Source organism: Aureibaculum algae (genome assembly GCF_006065315.1).
GTDB classification, from domain to species: domain Bacteria; phylum Bacteroidota; class Bacteroidia; order Flavobacteriales; family Flavobacteriaceae; genus Aureibaculum; species Aureibaculum algae.
In genome coordinates this window covers 409,470-426,251 of the sequence record NZ_CP040749.1, presented here as the reverse complement: position 1 = coordinate 426,251, position 16,782 = coordinate 409,470, and the positions used below count along the sequence as shown (strand labels likewise).

Sequence of the window (16,782 nt, the reverse complement as noted above, 5' to 3'; positions counted from 1 at the left end):
GTCTAAACAATCTTTGTAGATTTGAGCATACTTGAAAATATAACAATGTCTGCACAAAAACGCTTATTCTTACTCGATGCTTTTGCCCTAATCTTTAGAGGCTATTACGCTTTTATAAAAAACCCTATCATAAACTCTAAAGGCATGGACACCTCAGCCATAATGGGATTTATGAATTCATTGCTAGATGTAATAAAAAGAGAAAACCCTGATCACTTAGCGGTGTGTTTTGACAAAGGTGGTAGTGTAGATCGTGTGGAAATGTTTGCGGAATATAAAGCCAACAGAGACGAAACACCTGAAGCTATAAAAATTGCGGTGCCTTACATACAAGAAATTTTAAAAGCCATGCACATTCCAATTATGGTAAAAGAAGGCTTTGAAGCAGATGATGTTATTGGCACATTAGCTAAAAAAGCTGAGAAAGAGGGGTACCAAACTTTTATGGTTACACCCGATAAAGATTTTGCTCAATTGGTTTCTGAGAATATTTTTATGTATAGACCGAGATTTGGGGGAGGTTATGAGACTTGGGGTGTACCTGAGATACTTGAAAAATTTGAAATTACTGATCCATTACAGGTTATCGACTTTTTGGCAATGAAAGGTGATGCCATTGACAATATTCCTGGTTTACCTGGCGTGGGAGATAAAACAGCCAAAAAATTCTTAGCTGCTTATGGTAGTATTGAAGGATTATTCGAAAACAGTCACGAGCTTAAAGGTAAGATGAAAGAAAAGGTGGAGGCCAACGTTGAACTTGGACTTTTATCAAAAAAATTGGCAACAATCATGCTAGATGTTCCTGTGGAATTTGATGCTAAAGATTTTGAACTCGACCAACCCAACTTACCTAAAGTCACTGAAATTTTTGAAGAATTAGAATTTAGAAGATTATTGGTTAATCTTGAAAAAACTTTCGCCCCAAAAGATGAAAACCCTGAAGTAAAACCTCAAATACAAACAAAAAAAGAAGTAGCTAAAAACAATCCAACAGACAATATTCAATTCGACTTATTTGCAGCTCCAGGGACGGGAAGTAGTGAACCAAAAGTGGTAGTTAATGGATTTAATTCCATTGAAAACACCACCCATTTTTACCAATTGGCAAATACGCCTCTTTCAAGAAAATTATTATTAAAACAACTACTAGCTCAAAAATCAGTTTGTTTTGATACAGAAACTACAGGTTTAAAATCTTTGGAAGTAGAATTAATTGGCATTGCTTTTTCATGGGAACACCACAAAGGTTTTTATGTTCACTTTCCAGAAAACCAAGAAGAGACCGTAGAAATATTAGAAGAGTTTAGACCATTTTTTGAGGACGAATCTATTGAAAAAGTAGGGCACAATTTAAAATATGACATTAAGGTATTATCCAATTATAATATGCCCGTAAAAGGTAAATTATTTGATACGATGATTGCACATTATCTGATAAACCCAGATATGCGTCACGGTATGGACATACTAGCAGAAACATATCTAAACTATCAACCCGTTCCAATTACAGAATTGATTGGTAAAAAAGGTAAAAACCAAGGCAATATGCGTGATGTTGAATTGGACAAACAAACGGAGTATGCGGTTGAAGATGCTGATATTACATTACAACTTAAAACACATTTTACTAAGGAATTAGAAGGCGGCAACCTTACCAATTTATTCAATGATGTAGAAATGCCATTGGTAGCAGTGCTTTCTGCAATGGAAATTGAAGGAATTAACATAAATACTAGTTTTCTAAAAGAACTATCAGTAGCTTTAAATAAAGACATTGAACGTTTAGAAAAAAGTATTTATGAGCAAGCAGGCGAAGAATTTAATTTAGCATCTCCAAAACAATTGGGGCCTATTTTATTTGACAAACTTAAATTAGTAGACAAACCAAAAAAGACAAAAACAGGTCAATACTCTACTGCTGAAGATGTCTTATCCTTTTTAGCAAAAGACCATCAAATTATTAGAGATATTCAAGAATTTAGACAATATAAAAAATTACAAAGCACCTACGTTGATGCGTTACCTAATGAGGTAAACCCTAAAACACATAGAATTCACACAGTATATGCTCAAGCGGTCGCCGCTACGGGTAGATTGAGTTCTAACAATCCGAATTTACAGAATATTCCAATTCGAACAGAACGCGGAAGACAAGTGCGTAAAGCGTTTATTCCAAGAGATAAAAATTATACGTTGTTGGCAGCGGATTATTCTCAAATTGAATTGCGAATTATTGCTGCATTAAGTAAAGAGGATAACATGATAAATGCATTTAAAAACAAAGAAGATATCCATGCTTCTACTGCCGCTAAAGTTTTTAATGTACCAATTAGTGAAGTCACTCGTGAACAACGTGGCAATGCCAAAACAGTAAATTTCGGAATTATATATGGGGTTTCTGCATTTGGCTTGAGTAATCAAACCTCACTATCACGGAGCGAAGCTAAAGAATTGATTGATACCTATTATGAAACCTATCCAAAATTACGCAGTTATATGGATGGTCAAATTCATTTTGCAAGAGAAAATGGTTATGTGGAAACCGTGTTAGGTAGACGTCGATATTTAAAAGATATAAATTCTCGTAACGCTATTGTTCGAGGAGCCGCGGAACGTAATGCTGTAAATGCCCCTATCCAAGGAAGTGCCGCTGACATTATTAAATTGGCAATGATTTCTATTTACAAACGTTTTCAACAAGAAAATTTTAAAAGTAAAATGTTATTGCAAGTTCATGATGAATTGGTTTTTGACGCACACAATGATGAACTAGAAATTATAAAACCCATCATTAAACAAGAAATGGAAAATGCTTATAAATTATCCGTACCTTTAGATGTTGAGATTGGATTAGGTGAAGACTGGCTAGTGGCTCATTAGAACTCAATCAAACTTCAAGATACATAAAAATATAACTAATTATTTTAAAAAAAATATCATGGCAAAATCACAAGATTCAAAGAAAAATATAAAAAAAGAACCTCTTTTAAGTGCAAAAGAAAAGAAGCAAGCTAAAAGAGATAAAAAAAATAAAAGAGAATAGCTTAATCTATTGCATTAGTAACCAACAGCTCTAGCATCAAAACTTCTAGAGTCTGCAGCACCATAAACTGTACTATTTTTATGATCTATGCTTATCCCCATGGCTTGTCCTTGCATATTTCTAAAGTACACTTCATGCCCCAATGCCTCATATAATTTTTGCGTATCTGGTGAAATACCAAATTTTTCAAAAGAAGTTTTATTCGGAAACCATTGATGATGAATTCTTGGTGATTCTATTGCTTGAGCAATATTCATATCAAAATCAATAACATTTAAAATAACTTGTAAAACGGTGTTAATAATGGTTCTTCCTCCGGGACTACCAATTACAATTACAGGTTTACCATTCTTAGCAACAATAGAAGGTGTCATACTCGATAACATTCTTTTTTCAGGCTGCACTAAATTTGGCTTAGTACCAATTAAGCCTTTGGAATTTGTATAACCAGGAATAGGATTGAAATCACCCATTTCATTGTTTAATAAAAAACCAGCACCTGCTACTACATATTTATTACCATAACTATTCTCTAATGTATATGTCATAGAAACGGCATTACCTTGTTTATCAACCACAGAAATATGGGTAGTTTCAGGACTTTCAGCCACTAAATGTTTTGCATTAAAATGTGCGGAGTCACTTAATGAAGCCGTCTGTAAGTCAATACTAGATCTTAAATTATTAGCATGCTCTTTTGATAACAACTTATCGATTGGCAAATCAGGATTAAAATCTGAATCTCCTACAAACTCAGCTCTATCAGAAAAAGCTCTTCGCATCGCCTCTGTTATCACATGCAGAGAAGCTGCTGAGTTATGACCCATTTCGCTCAAATTGTAACCTTCCAATATATTCAACATTTCAATCAAAGCAATTCCTCCAGAACTTGGTGGTGGCATACCTACAATTTCATATCCTCTATAGGTTCCCAAAACAGGTGTTAATTCCTGTGCTTGGTATTTGGCTAAATCTTTTTCAGTTATAACCCCTCCGTTTTTCTTCATAAAATCAGCAATTAACTTTGCTGTTTTGCCTTTATAAAAACCATCTGCTCCTTTTTTCTGAATTCTTTTTAAAGTTTCTGCTAATTCTGGTTGTTTAAAAATTTCACCAGGTTTATATGGTGTATTATCAGGTTTTAAAAATGCTTTAGCAGTTGAAGGGTATTTAGAATTATTTTTTGCAATAAAGTTAACAAACCATTCATTTCGATAACTTGCCGGATAACCCTCTTCAGCTAATTTAACAGCAGGAGCCACCAAATCTGACCAAGGTAATTTTCCCATTTTTTGATGAGCCATATATAAACCAGCAACTGTACCTGGTACTCCTGTCGCTAACAACCCATCATGATTTGAATTATTTTTTATTTTTCCATCTTTTCCTAAAAACATAGATTCTGACGCAGCCAATGGAGCTTTTTCCCTAAAATTAAACGTTGTTTTATTTCCATCATCTCCATAATAAACTAAAAATCCACCACCACCAATATTACCCGCAGATGGCAACGTGACTGCCAAAGCAAAAGCTGTAGCTACAGTAGCGTCAATGGCATTCCCACCTTTTTTAAGAATATCACTACCAACTTCAGATGCTAAATAATGACTAGTTACAACCATTCCGTTTTTCGCTGGAGCAGGTGTTTTTCCACTTTGGGCAAAAATTGGACTAGAAATAAAAAATAAACCAAATACAATTGTTTTCAAGAAGATATTCATGGAAGTAAAATTTGTAGGTAAATAACAAACCTAACTAAAATATAGTTGATATGCAATAGAAGTACTTAAAGCCTAAGACTTGTTATCAATTATTTAAAAAGTTGTACATTGAAAAATAAAATACCTCAATAAATGAAAACAATGACCTGTAAACAGTTAGGTGGTGCTTGCGAAAAAGAGTTTAATGCGAATACATTTGATGAAATAGGTGAAATGAGCAAAGCTCACGCTATGGAAATGTTTCAACGTGGAGATAAGCCTCATTTAAAAGCAATGAACGAAATGAGCGAATTAATGAAATCGCCTAATGCTATGAATGCTTGGTTTAACAAGAAGAGAAAAGAATTTGACGCTCTTCCTGATGAGCAATAAGAAAAGCTAAACCTTTTACCATTTAAATCAAAACGATAATTACAATAGCGTAACAAATTAATACCTTATAAAAGTAAGGAACTGGTTTTTATGTCGTCTCTTTAAAGGACATGAAACTAAAAACGTTCATTTTATTTTTATCACTGTTTAATACGTCAATAATCATTGCTCAAACGTGTTGCTCTGGAGGGATTCCCCTTTCAAATAATTTAGGTTTAGCGACTTTAGAAAAAGGTAGTTTTCAAATTGGTTTACATTATGATTATAATAATTTAAATACGCTCAATAGCGGTACACAAAAACTAAATGACGATTCAAGACTACGCATAACACATAGTATACTATTAAACACCGGCTATTCATTAACAAACAATCTATCCATAGAAGGGCTTTTTACATGAGTAAATCAACGTAGAAAAATAACACAATTTGGGAATGAAAATTTAGATCAAACTTCAGGTATTGGAGATGCAGTTTTATTATTGAAATATAATTTTAAAAACATTTTAGGAAAAAATAGTACTATTAATCTTGGTGCAGGAGCTAAACTACCTATTGGCTCTTCAACCGAAACAAACAATCAGGGCATTACGTTTAACGCCGATTTACAACCTGGAAGCAACGCTTGGGATATTCTCTATTGGTTTGCAACTTCTAAAAATTTTGATTTTAGACCTTCATTTATCGTTTCAACACGGTTTGTTTATAGAAGTACAGGTACTAACAAAAGTTACTTCGGTGATAGTACATATAAATTTGGTAACGAAGTGCAGTCATATTTACAGTTTTCAGATGAATTTCTATTTCTCAAAACATTAATCTCACCAAGTATATCGATAAAATATAGAGGTGCAAGTCAAGATAAAATTAGTGGTTTTAACCTAGAAAATACTGGTGGAAAATGGATATCTGTTATTCCTAGTTTTTTAATTAATGTAAGTCAAAATTTAGCTTTTTCTACCAAGGCAGAAATTCCCATTTATGGTAACGTTGACGGAACACAACTAACGCCAACATTTAGATTGACAACAGGCTTTTTATATAAAATTCCTCGAAAAAAAAATAATTTAATCTTAAATTAAATATTATGAAGAATAAATTTCTATTCACATTTTTAATTTTAGCAATACTTATGTCATGCACTAATAACAATGACGACATCCCAGATCAAATTACTGATAATAATAATATTGATACCATAACAAATAACAATGAAGATTCAGCATCTTGGCTAATTCCTATTAAAGAAGTTAAAGACGGTGGGCCAGGAAAAGATGGCATCCCATCGATAGATAATCCTAAATTTGTTGATGCTTCTAACGTAGATTTTCTAAATTTTAACGATCTGGTTATTGGTATTATAGATGGTGATGAGATTAAAGCATATCCTCATTTAATTTTAGATTGGCATGAAATAGTAAATGATGAAATTAATCAAAAATTTGTGTCCATCTCATATTGTCCATTAACAGGAACTGCATTCGGGTGGAGAAGTAATTCAGGTGGAAAAAAATCTACTTTTGGTGTTTCGGGACTATTATACAATACTAATTTAATTTTATATGACAGAAATACAAATAGTAATTGGTCTCAATTAAAATTGCAATGTGTAAATGGCCCACTTATTAAGAGTAAGCCAAGTGTGGTAAGTGTGGTTGAAACAAATTGGGGCACTTGGAAAAAACTATACCCAAATACAAAAGTGATGACTTTAGAGACAGGTTTCGATAGAGATTATGAATTTTATCCTTATGGTGACTACAAAACAAATCAGAATTTATTCCTATTTACTGCCACCCCATCAAATAATGCTTTACCAAATAAGGAAAGGGTGTTTACTATTATAGATGGTAATGAAGCAAAGGTTTATCAATTTAATAAATTTAACAATGGTAATGTAATTAAGGATGTTTTTGGTGGTGTAAATTATCTTGTTGTCGGTAACGGTAGTATTATTAATGCTTTTGAACTCACATTAGAATATAGGAATTTAAATTTCGAATACGCTTTTAATGATTCCGAAATCTTTTTCGAGGATAATGAAAATAATAAATGGTCCATTTTCGGAGAGGCTCTTGAGGGTCCAAGAAAGGGACAACAATTAAATAAGCCAAAATATGTGGTTAGTTTTTGGTTTGCTATTGCCGCTTTTTATCCTAATCCCAAAATTTTTTAAAAAATTACTGAACAATTATAAAACTTAACGTTTCCATAATTTAAAACAATCTTTATTTCCTTTAAAGTAGCTTCACCTTTAACGTAAAATGGTTATGTTTTATACAGCACAAAAAAATATAATCGCCCCTAAATAATAGCCCTAAAAATATATCTAATACACTGTTTGTTATGTAAATAAATAGTAGTATCTTTGCAAACCCTTTTTTAAGGGAAAAACAATTTATTATTAATAGACAAAAACTAATCGTGTGAACACATTAAGTTACAAAACAGTTTCAGCTAACAGAACCACTGTAAAAAAGGAGTGGGTTTTGGTTGATGCGGACGGACAAACATTGGGTCGTTTAGCTTCTAAAGTAGCAATGCTTATAAGAGGTAAGTACAAACCCAACTACACACCCCACGTTGATTGTGGTGATAACGTAGTAATTATTAACGCAGAAAAAATTATCTTATCAGGTAAGAAATGGACGGAAAAATCTTATATCCGTCATACAGGTTACCCTGGAGGTCAAAGGTCGCTTACGGCTACTGAGTTGTTTAAAAAAGATCCAACTCGTCTAGTAGAGAAAGCAGTAAAAGGGATGCTACCAAAAAACAAATTAGGTAGTGCTTTATTTAGAAATTTAAATGTCTTTACAGGTACTGAGCACAACAAAGAAGCTCAAAAACCAAAGACTATTAACCTTAACGATCTTAGATAATGGATATAGTACATAAAATAGGTAGAAGAAAAACGGCAGTTGCCCGTGCTTATGTTTCTAAAGGAAAAGGAAACATTATCATAAACAATAGAGAATTAAACAATTATTTTACTACAGGAACTTTACAATACAAAGTATTGCAACCGTTGACGTTAACTGATAATGACAAAAATTATGACATTAAGGTTAATGTATTTGGTGGTGGAGTTACAGGTCAAGCTGAAGCAATTCGTTTAGCCATAACTAGAGCCTTAGTTTCTATCGATCCTGATTATAGAACGATTCTTAAACCAGAAGGGTTACTTACAAGAGATCCAAGAATGGTAGAGCGTAAAAAATTCGGTCAGAAAAAAGCCCGTAAAAAATTCCAATTCTCTAAACGTTAATCATATTTTTAATAATTATAAACAGTTTAAGTTTAGCACCCAAATAATTAAGACTCATGTAACATGGCTACTTAGTTATTGCTAAATAAGGAACGTAAACAAAAAACAAAATGAACATTCAAATTCAAGAGTTATTAGATGCAGGTGTACACTTCGGTCACTTGACAAGAAAATGGAATCCAAACATGGCTCCGTATATTTATACTGAACGTAATGGAGTACATATTATCGATTTGTACAAAACTTCAGCTAAAATTGAAGAATCTGGGGTTGCTTTAGAAAAAATAGCAGCTTCTGGTAGAAAAATTTTATTTGTTGCTACTAAAAAACAAGCTAAAGATATCGTTGCTGAGAAAGCGGCAAGCGTTAACATGCCTTACATTACTGAAAGGTGGCCAGGCGGAATGCTTACCAACTTTGTAACTATTCGTAAAGCAGTTAAAAAAATGGCTCAAATTGATAGAATGAAACTAGATGGTAGTTTCAATGCTTTATCTAAAAGAGAAAAATTACAGATTGATCGTCAAAGAGCGAAATTAGAAAAGAATTTAGGTTCTATTTCTGATATGACACGTTTACCTGGTGCTTTATTTGTAATTGATACTAGAAGAGAACATATTGCTATTGCTGAAGCTCAAAAATTGAATATTCCAATTTTTGCTATGGTTGATACAAATTCAGACCCTAGACCAATTGATTTTGTAATTCCTTCAAATGATGATGCTTCAAAATCTATCAATAAGATTTTGTCTTACACAACTGAAGCTATTGCTAAAGGTTTAGCAGAAAGAAAATCTGATAAAGATTCAAGCAAAGATGATGCCCCTAAAATTTCTAAAAAAGTAGAAAAAGCAAAGGCAAAAACTGAAGAAGTAATTGTAGAAGAGAAAAAATAAATTATTGTATAACCTACAATTAATGATTTTAGTTCCACTGAATTCATTAATAGATTAAACATAAAAACTATGGCAAAAATTACAGCCGCAGAAGTAAATAAATTAAGAAAAGCTACCGGTGCTGGAATGATGGATTGTAAAAATGCATTAGTAGAGGCAGAAGGTGACTTTGATAAAGCAATTGACGTTTTACGTAAAAAAGGTCAAAAAGTTGCCGAAAAAAGATCTGATAGAGATTCATCAGAAGGTGCTGCAGTATCTAAAATCAATGATTCTAACACCGCTGGTGTTGCCATTGTTTTAGGATGTGAAACTGACTTTGTTGGTAAAAACGAAAATTTCTTAGCTTTAGCAAATAGCTTTGCTGAGAAAGCAATCAACTTTAACACTAAAGAGGACTTTTTAGCTTCAGACTTTGATGGAATGACTGTTGCCGAAAAATTGGTTGAACAAACTGGTGTTATTGGTGAAAAATTAGAACTTACTGCTTTTGAGAAATTAGAAGCACCTTATGTAGGTACTTACGTGCACATTAATAAAATAGCTGCCTTAGTTGGACTTTCATCTAACGTTGACAATGCTGAAACATTAGTGAAAGATGTTGCAATGCAAGTTGCTTCTATGGGAGCATCAACATTATCTTTTAAAGATTTTGATGCAGATTTCGTAGCCTCTGAAACTGAAGCTAGAATTGCTGTTATCGAAAAAGATAATATTGAATTAGCTCGTTTAGGTAAAACACTTAAAAATGTACCTCAGTTCATTTCGATGGCACAATTAACACCTGAAGTGTTAGCTAATGCTGAAGAAGCTGCTAAAGCAGAACTTAAAGCTGATGGTAAGCCAGAAAAGATTTGGGATAAAATTCTTCCAGGAAAAATGGAACGTTTTATATCAGATAACACAACATTAGACCAAGAGAAATGTTTATTGGATCAAAACTTTATTAAAGATGAGAAGATAAACGTTGCTAAATATGTTACGTCTTATGGAGATGTTTCTATTACAGACTTTAAACGTGTTTCTGTAGGATAAGCTTTTATTAAATTTTTCACCCATCAAAAAGTGGAAAATTCAATTTCTTAAAAATAATTTCAAAAACCTCGTCATATGACGAGGTTTTTTTATTTTTGAAATGCTTATATTTGTCAAACTTTCATAACAAATGCAATACAAAAGAATTCTATTAAAACTAAGTGGAGAAGCCCTAATGGGTGATCAAAATTACGGCATAGACCAAACACGTTTAAAACAATATGCTTTAGAAATTAAAAAAGTAGTTGAAAGCGGTGTTGAAGTAGCCATAGTTATAGGTGGGGGAAATATTTTCAGAGGTCTCTCGACAGAAGGCAGCAAGATGGATAGAGTTCAAGCAGACTATATGGGTATGTTAGCTACAGTAATCAACGGTTTAGCTTTACAAAGTGCTCTTGAAGATGCTGAAGTGCAAACACGATTACTTACGGCCATAAAAATGGAGCAAATTGCAGAGCCTTATATTAAAAGAAGAGCTGTAAGACATTTAGAAAAAGGCAGAGTAGTAATTTTTGGTAGCGGAACCGGTAACCCGTTTTTTACTACCGATACAGCTGCTGTATTAAGAGCTATAGAAATTGATTCTGATGTAATCTTAAAAGGGACACGAGTAGATGGGATTTATACCTCTGATCCTGAAAAGAACATTAATGCAGTTAAGTTTGAAAATATTACATTTAAAGACGTGATGAATAAAGGCTTAAAAGTTATGGACATGACAGCCTTTACATTAAGTGAAGAAAACAAATTACCTATTATTATATTTGACATGAATAAAGAAGGTAATTTGATGAAATTACTCTCCGGAGAAAATATTGGAACAAAAGTTGATATAGAAATTTAGAATTATTTTATTATGAACGAAGAATTACAATTTATAATAGATACTGCTAAAGAACAAATGGATAATGCAGTAGAACATTTGATTAAAGAACTGGCAAATATAAGGGCTGGTAAAGCATCTCCTGCCATGTTAAGAGGTGTAATGGTTGACTATTATGGTACCAAGACTCCATTAAGTCAAGTGGCCAATGTTAATACACCTGACGCAAGAACATTAAGTGTTCAACCTTGGGAAAAAAATATGTTGCAAGAAATTGAAAGAGGTATAATGTTTGCCAATTTAGGACTTAATCCTATGAATAATGGTGATTATATAATCATTAATGTTCCGGCTTTAACAGAAGAACGTCGTAAAAATCTTGCAAAACAAGCTAAATCTGAAACTGAAAATGATAAAATTAGCATAAGAAATGCCAGAAGAGATGCTAATCACGATATAAAAAAGTTGGATATTTCCGAAGATTTGCAAAAAATTGGTGAAGAGGAAATTCAAGTACTTACAAATAAATATATCAAAACTATTGATGATTTATTTGATATAAAAGAGAAAGAAATTATGACAATATAATTACATTTCAATAGTAATTTTCTGTCAAAAGCATCGTGTAAACAGATGCTTTTTTTATTTTAATATTATAATGTATCCTATTAAGCGATTTTGTATCCTTTTATTCTTTCTTGTTCCTTTTTTAGGAATGGGACAAAATAATATTTCTGGTATTATCAAGGATAGTAAATCCAAAACACCTCTTCCATTTGCAACCGTAATTACCAACACTGGTATTGGTACCATTACGGATACAGAAGGCCGGTTTAACATCTCATCAAAAAACGATTTTTCTGCTCTTACAATTACCTATGTAGGTTACAACAAACAGAATGTTATCGTACCAAAAAAAAATAATTTTATAACAATACTGTTAGAGGCTAGTTCCGAGAACCTAAGCGAAGTATTACTTATTGCAAAAGAGAATCCTGCTTTAGCAATTATTAGAAATACCATAAAGAATAGAGATAAAAATAATATATCAAAAGCCTTACAAACCTATAAGTACAAGCTTTACAATAAATTACTCGTTACTGCTAATCCCGATTCAATCAGTGGAACTATTGATTCCGTTTTTGTTAAAAAAAATGACAGCCTAGTTTTTGTTGCACTAGATTCTGCCAATTACAACTTTAAAAAACAAATCAACAGACATCATCTATACATAACTGAAAAAGTTGCCGAACACACTTTTCAAAGGGGTAAAAACAAAAAAGAAACTATTTTAGCCACACGGATGGCTGGGTTTAAAAACCCTATTTACGAATTTTTAGCATTAGATATTGAGAGCTTCTCGTTCTATGATGAAGTCTACACGCTGTTAGGCAATAATTACATAAACCCATTGGCTAAAAATGCCTTAAAAAAATACAATTATAAAATACTTGACACCATATATAATAAACAAGGAGGGGCCTCTTATATGATTCATTACAAACCTAAACAAAAAAAGGATGTTGTTGGTTTAGAAGGTGTCTTGTACATTCACGAAAACAGTTTTGCTCTCGAAAAAGGAATTGCTGAATTAAAAGGAATAGTAGCGGTACAAGCCGTTCAGACTTTCACATACAAAAATGAAGAAAACATCTGGTTTCCTGACGAAACAACTATCAGTATACGAAAAGGTAAGAATAAAGAAGATGTCTCTATATTTGGCGAAGTAATTAAATTCTCCGAAAATCAAACACATAACGACTCAATCGTAAATCCAAGGGGAAAAGATATTACCGATGCCACATATTTAATATCAAAAAGTAACATATACGACATAACTATAAATGAACCTATACGGGTAATTAACTCCGCTTCCTCAATAGAAATTGATGATTATGCCGCAGACAGAAATGAAGACTTTTGGAATACATACAGAACTGATTCTATAACCTCTCGTGGATTGGAGACTTATAATGTTTTAGACAGTCTATCAGAGTCAGAAGGTGCTGAAAAAAAATTAAACATTGCCAGAAAAGTATTAAAAGGCTTTTACCCTACAAAATATTTTGATTTTGATTTGAGTAAAATGATTAATTTTAATAATTATGAAGGCTTTAGATTTGGTTTGGGCGGTATTACAAACTCCACATTCTCAAAGATATTTAAACTTGAAACTAATGCCGCTTACGGATTTAAGGATAAAACAATAAAGTATCATGTTGGGGCAGCAATAAGACTCAGTAAGATAAATAATAGCTGGATTGGTGCTGGCTATACAGATGACTTACAAGAAGCGGCTAAACTAGACTTCCTATTTGAGGAAACATCATTTGCATTAATCAATCCTAGAAATTTAAATATAGGTCAGTTTTTTAATTATAAAACTTTTAACATCAATTTTAAACATGATATTTTACCAAATTTAGAAACAAAACTAGAAATGAGTCGTGGTAGCTATTATCCAAAGTTTAACTATCAATTTATTACAAATAATTTAGTCTATTCTGAATATAATTTAACAACAGCAACTGCTGCCCTGAAATGGACTCCGTTTAGCAGATATTTAAATACACCAGAAGGAAAATTCACTATTAAAAATGGTTTTCCAAAAATTACAGTTCAGTTTGCAAAAACTTTTAATAATTTTTTAGGTGGCAATTTAGAGTTTAACCAACTAAAATTAAAATATGAACACGATATAAAGTTCTTAAACAAGAGCTCTACAAGTTTTTTAATACAAGGAGGGTATACTTTTGGAGATGCTCCCTTAACGCACTTATATAATGCCACACCTAATTATTCTTTTGCAAACCCTTGGCGTAAACGTATTAATTTTTCAGGCACAAATGCATTCGAAACTATGGCATTTAACGAATTTATTTCAGACAGATATGTTTCTTTTCAAGGCCGATATAATTTTTCCAGATTTGAAATAGCTAAAAAATTCAGACCAAGTTTAAGTTTAATATCTAGATTTGCTATCGGATCAATAAAAAGTGCAAGTGAACATTATGGTGTATCCTTTAAAAAAATGAATAAAGGTTATATGGAATCAGGTATCGTTTTAAACCATTTATTTAAAGGTTTTGGAGTGAGTTCCTTTTACCGACATGGCCAATATAGCAATGCTAAATTCTCAGATAATTTAGCTGTAAAACTAACTTATGTGCTTAGTCTAGGATTTTAGCTTATTTTAGTACCTTTGCCGCATTATAAATACACAACTTCTTAATGAATTTTTGGACATACATTGCACGTATAATTATTAAAGGAAGGATTCCTATATTAATAATTCTAGCCTTTATTACTTATTTATTAGCAACACAAATGAAATACATGCGTTTTTCGCATAGTGAAGCTAATTTACTACCTAAAAACCATGAAGTAAATCTAGAATACAATAAGTTTTTAAAAATCTTTGGTGAGGAAGGAAACTTAATAATACTTGCCACACAAGATTCCACAATATATACTGCTAAAAAATTTAATAATTGGAATAAACTGTCCAAACAATTAGACACTTTACCACAAATAGATTTTACGGTTTCAATTGGAGACATTAAAAAACTATATAAGGATACCGAAAATGAAAGGTTTGATTTTACTCCAATTTATAATCACCCACCGAAAACGGACAAAGAAGTTGATTCCATAAAAACAGACCTATTTGAAAATCTTCCTTTTTATGATAATTTCCTATTTAATAAAAAAACAGGTACGATAAGAACCATTATCTATATTAAAAAGGACATTGTAAATACAATTGAACGTAAAAAATTCATCCTTGAGGTTTTAAATCCTACAATCGCAAAGTTTGAAAAAGATAATAATATTGATGTGAAAATTTCTGGTATGCCCTATATCAGAACCATGAATTCTAAGAGTATAACCGACGAGATTGGTATTTTTGTAGTACTCGCCTTATTGGTAACTTCAATTATTTTCTTTTTCTTTTTTAGATCACATAGAGCTACTTTAATTACCATGATAGTAGTAAGTGTTGGTGTGATTTGGGCTTTTGGCTTTATTGGCTTATTTGGCTATGAAATCACAGTATTAACAGCACTAATTCCACCATTAATAATTGTAATTGGTGTACCCAACTGTATATTTCTTATAAATAAATATCAGCAAGAAATCAAAGAGCACGGAAATCAAGCAAAATCACTGCAGCGTGTAATTTCTAAAGTGGGTAATGCTACCTTAATGACTAATGTTACTACAGCATCAGGATTTGCTACGTTTATTTTTACAAAAAGTCAATTATTAAACGAATTTGGTATCATTGCATCAGTTAACATCCTTGCTATATTTATATTATCACTATTAATAATTCCAATTATTTATAGTTTTTTACATAAACCACAGGACAAACATTTAAGACACCTTGAAAAACGCTGGATTGATACAATTGTAAGTTGGATGGAACGTACTGTGCGTCATAAACGTATTGCGGTTTACATCTCTACAGTGGTTGTTATTGTTTTTAGTATTATCGGTGTTTACATGATAAAAGTTTCTGGTAGTTTAATAGAAGACATGCCTAAAGGAAAAGATTTCTTCAAGGATATTGTCTTTTTCGAAAACGAATTTGGGGGAATAATGCCTTTAGAAATAATTATTGATACCAAACGCAAAAAAGGTGTAATGAAACTGTCTACGTTAAAAAGGATGGACAAGCTCGTTGAAATTATTGATGAAATTCCCGAACTTTCACCTACTGTTTCTGTATTAAATATAGTAAAGTACTCTAAGCAAGCTTATTATAATGGCAATCCTAAGTACTATCAATTACCTACATCGCAAGAACAAAATTTTATATTATCCTACACTAAAAATTCGGATACTAATTCAGATTTACTAAGTAATTTTGTCGATTCAACGGGTCAATATGCTCGTATTACTACCTTCATGAAGGATATTGGAACCGATAAAATGGAGCGTATAGAGGAACGATTGCAGGCTAGAATTGATAAAGTTTTACCCGCGGAAAACTATAACGTAACCCTAACCGGTAAATCATTAGTGTTTTTAAAAGGAACTAATTATTTGATTAAAAATTTAGTGATTTCGTTGTCTCTTGCTATTTTTCTAATTTCCTTGTTTATGGCTTGGATGTTTAGATCATTCAAAATGATATTGATTTCATTATTACCAAATATTTTGCCTCTCTTAGTTACAGCTGGGCTTATGGGCTATTTAGGTGTGCCTATAAAACCATCAACCATTTTGGTATTTAGTATTGCTTTTGGTATTTCGGTTGATGACACCATTCACTTTTTAGCCAAATACAGGCAAGAATTGCAAGTCAACAACTGGAGGGTTAAAATTTCTGTATATAATGCCTTAAGAGAAACAGGTGTAAGTATGTTCTATACTTCCATTGTATTATTTTTTGGATTTTTAGTCTTTACCGTTTCTAGTTTTGGAGGCACAATAGCGTTAGGAGGGTTGGTTTCTGTTACTCTTTTATTTGCAATGGTATCCAATTTATTACTACTTCCATCGTTATTATTATCCCTGGAGAGAAAAATAGCTAATAAAAAGGTATTAAAAAAACCGCCAATTCAAATATTAACTGAAACGGAAGCTGAACTAAAGGAAGAAACTGAAGATTAAAA

The 16,782-nt window shown here is 32.1% G+C and carries 14 protein-coding genes; 13 read left to right on the top strand and 1 reads right to left on the bottom strand.

The window, feature by feature from the left end; all coding sequences use genetic code 11:
* Positions 1-45 precede the first annotated feature (45 nt).
* Positions 46-2,883, top strand: a complete 2,838-nt coding sequence (polA, locus tag FF125_RS01590; protein WP_138948142.1) for a DNA polymerase I — start codon at positions 46-48, stop codon at positions 2,881-2,883.
* Between the two features lie 177 nt (positions 2,884-3,060).
* On the opposite strand, the gene ggt is transcribed toward polA, so the two are convergent.
* Entirely contained in the window at positions 3,061-4,767 is a 1,707-nt protein-coding gene (gene ggt / locus FF125_RS01585) for a gamma-glutamyltransferase (protein WP_138948141.1), read from the bottom strand.
* A gap of 132 nt (positions 4,768-4,899) precedes the next feature.
* On the opposite strand from ggt, the gene FF125_RS01580 reads away from it, so the two are divergent.
* From FF125_RS01580 to FF125_RS01525, 12 genes are all read left to right on the top strand, one after another.
* The gene (locus tag FF125_RS01580) at positions 4,900-5,139 is read left to right on the top strand and encodes a DUF1059 domain-containing protein (RefSeq protein WP_138948140.1); all 240 of its coding nucleotides are present in this window, start codon (positions 4,900-4,902) and stop codon (positions 5,137-5,139) included.
* Positions 5,140-5,249: 110 nt separating this feature from the next.
* Positions 5,250-5,540: a hypothetical protein gene (locus FF125_RS01575; protein ID WP_138948139.1), complete on the top strand. Its 291-nt coding sequence runs from the start codon at positions 5,250-5,252 to the stop codon at positions 5,538-5,540.
* A gap of 81 nt (positions 5,541-5,621) precedes the next feature.
* Positions 5,622-6,221, top strand: coding sequence for a hypothetical protein (locus FF125_RS01570; RefSeq protein ID WP_138948138.1), 600 nt, complete (start codon positions 5,622-5,624; stop codon positions 6,219-6,221).
* Between the two features lie 5 nt (positions 6,222-6,226).
* On the top strand, positions 6,227-7,315 hold the full coding sequence (locus tag FF125_RS01565; RefSeq protein WP_138948137.1) for a DUF3179 domain-containing protein: 1,089 nt from the start codon (positions 6,227-6,229) through the stop codon (positions 7,313-7,315).
* A gap of 250 nt (positions 7,316-7,565) precedes the next feature.
* Positions 7,566-8,021, top strand: a complete 456-nt coding sequence (gene rplM / locus FF125_RS01560; RefSeq protein WP_138948136.1) for a 50S ribosomal protein L13 — start codon at positions 7,566-7,568, stop codon at positions 8,019-8,021.
* Complete coding sequence (gene rpsI, locus FF125_RS01555; RefSeq protein ID WP_117882137.1) at positions 8,021-8,407, top strand: 30S ribosomal protein S9; 387 nt, start codon at positions 8,021-8,023, stop codon at positions 8,405-8,407. The genes rplM and rpsI overlap by 1 nt, the downstream gene beginning before the upstream one ends.
* A 110-nt stretch (positions 8,408-8,517) precedes the next feature.
* The gene (gene rpsB / locus FF125_RS01550; RefSeq protein ID WP_138948135.1) at positions 8,518-9,303 is read left to right on the top strand and encodes a 30S ribosomal protein S2; all 786 of its coding nucleotides are present in this window, start codon (positions 8,518-8,520) and stop codon (positions 9,301-9,303) included.
* 69 nt (positions 9,304-9,372) lie between these two features.
* Positions 9,373-10,338: a translation elongation factor Ts gene (gene tsf, locus FF125_RS01545; protein ID WP_138948134.1), complete on the top strand. Its 966-nt coding sequence runs from the start codon at positions 9,373-9,375 to the stop codon at positions 10,336-10,338.
* Between the two features lie 130 nt (positions 10,339-10,468).
* Positions 10,469-11,182, top strand: coding sequence for a UMP kinase (gene pyrH, locus FF125_RS01540; RefSeq protein ID WP_138948133.1), 714 nt, complete (start codon positions 10,469-10,471; stop codon positions 11,180-11,182).
* A gap of 12 nt (positions 11,183-11,194) precedes the next feature.
* Positions 11,195-11,749, top strand: coding sequence for a ribosome recycling factor (gene frr / locus FF125_RS01535; RefSeq protein WP_138948132.1), 555 nt, complete (start codon positions 11,195-11,197; stop codon positions 11,747-11,749).
* Positions 11,750-11,876: 127 nt separating this feature from the next.
* Positions 11,877-14,348, top strand: coding sequence for a DUF5686 and carboxypeptidase-like regulatory domain-containing protein (locus FF125_RS01530; RefSeq protein WP_175418845.1), 2,472 nt, complete (start codon positions 11,877-11,879; stop codon positions 14,346-14,348).
* 44 nt (positions 14,349-14,392) lie between these two features.
* Entirely contained in the window at positions 14,393-16,780 is a 2,388-nt protein-coding gene (locus tag FF125_RS01525) for an efflux RND transporter permease subunit (RefSeq protein WP_138948130.1), read from the top strand.
* Positions 16,781-16,782: the final 2 nt, after the last annotated feature.

What these genes read in the sequence shown, in the direction of transcription:
- pyrH (WP_138948133.1), top strand. Translation starts at nt 10,469, where the DNA reads ATGCAATACAAAAGAATTCTATTAAAACTAAGTGGAGAAGCCCTAATG.
- rpsI (WP_117882137.1), top strand. Translation starts at nt 8,021, where the DNA reads ATGGATATAGTACATAAAATAGGTAGAAGAAAAACGGCAGTTGCCCGT.
- frr (WP_138948132.1), top strand. Translation starts at nt 11,195, where the DNA reads ATGAACGAAGAATTACAATTTATAATAGATACTGCTAAAGAACAAATG.
- FF125_RS01525 (WP_138948130.1), top strand. Translation starts at nt 14,393, where the DNA reads ATGAATTTTTGGACATACATTGCACGTATAATTATTAAAGGAAGGATT.
- FF125_RS01530 (WP_175418845.1), top strand. Translation starts at nt 11,877, where the DNA reads ATGGGACAAAATAATATTTCTGGTATTATCAAGGATAGTAAATCCAAA.
- FF125_RS01580 (WP_138948140.1), top strand. Translation starts at nt 4,900, where the DNA reads ATGAAAACAATGACCTGTAAACAGTTAGGTGGTGCTTGCGAAAAAGAG.
- tsf (WP_138948134.1), top strand. Translation starts at nt 9,373, where the DNA reads ATGGCAAAAATTACAGCCGCAGAAGTAAATAAATTAAGAAAAGCTACC.
- ggt (WP_138948141.1), bottom strand. Translation starts at nt 4,767, where the DNA reads ATGAATATCTTCTTGAAAACAATTGTATTTGGTTTATTTTTTATTTCT.
- FF125_RS01565 (WP_138948137.1), top strand. Translation starts at nt 6,227, where the DNA reads ATGAAGAATAAATTTCTATTCACATTTTTAATTTTAGCAATACTTATG.
- FF125_RS01575 (WP_138948139.1), top strand. Translation starts at nt 5,250, where the DNA reads ATGAAACTAAAAACGTTCATTTTATTTTTATCACTGTTTAATACGTCA.
- rpsB (WP_138948135.1), top strand. Translation starts at nt 8,518, where the DNA reads ATGAACATTCAAATTCAAGAGTTATTAGATGCAGGTGTACACTTCGGT.
- polA (WP_138948142.1), top strand. Translation starts at nt 46, where the DNA reads ATGTCTGCACAAAAACGCTTATTCTTACTCGATGCTTTTGCCCTAATC.